The sequence below is a fragment of the Corynebacterium sp. MSK039 genome, assembly GCF_030232315.1.
In the GTDB taxonomy this organism is placed as follows: domain Bacteria; phylum Actinomycetota; class Actinomycetes; order Mycobacteriales; family Mycobacteriaceae; genus Corynebacterium.
Genome location: NZ_JASPJL010000037.1, coordinates 1 through 763 on the forward strand (window position 1 = coordinate 1; position 763 = coordinate 763).

Here is a 763-nt window from a genome sequence, read left to right on the forward strand (position 1 = left end):
AATGCCAAAAGCTCTCTCCACAAGGCGCACCTCGCCCCTGATGCCGGGCTGCAGGCACCAGGGGCGAGCCTGTCCTTTGCGCAGGGCTCGCATGACTTCGAATCCCTTGATCGTGGCATAGGCCGTGGGGATCGATTTGAAACCGCGCACCGGCTTGATCAGTATCTTGAGCTTTCCGTGATCGGCCTCGATCACGTTATTGAGATACTTCACCTGCCGGTGGGCCGTCTCCCGGTCCAGCTTTCCTTCGCGCTTCAATTCGGTGATCGCTGCACCATAGCTCGGCGCTTTGTCGGTATTGAGCGTGGCAGGCTTTTCCCAGTGCTTCAGGCCTCGCAGGGCCTTGCCCAGGAACCGCTTCGCTGCCTTGGCGCTGCGGGTCGGCGACAGGTAGAAATCGATCGTGTCGCCCCGCTTGTCGACTGCCCGGTACAGGTAGGTCCACTTGCCCCGCACCTTGACGTAGGTTTCATCCAGGCGCCAGCTCGGATCAAAGCCACGCCGCCAGAACCAGCGCAGCCGCTTCTCCATCTCCGGGGCGTAGCACTGGACCCAGCGATAGATCGTCGTATGGTCGACCGAAATGCCGCGTTCCGCCAGCATTTCCTCAAGGTCGCGATAGCTGATCGGATAGCGACAATACCAGCGCACCGCCCACAGGATCACATCACCCTGGAAATGGCGCCACTTGAAATCCGTCATCGTTCCGTCCGTCCAATCTCCGCCAAGCATGCTCAAGCTTCACGATTTTTGCAACAGAGCC

General features: G+C 59.9%; 1 protein-coding gene. It reads right to left on the bottom strand.

Going from position 1 to position 763, the window contains the following annotated elements; translation table 11 throughout:
• On the bottom strand, window positions 1–702 hold a 702-nt coding region (locus QP997_RS09710), incomplete at its 3' end, for an IS6-like element IS6100 family transposase (RefSeq protein ID WP_284847001.1).
• Window positions 703–763: the final 61 nt, after the last annotated feature.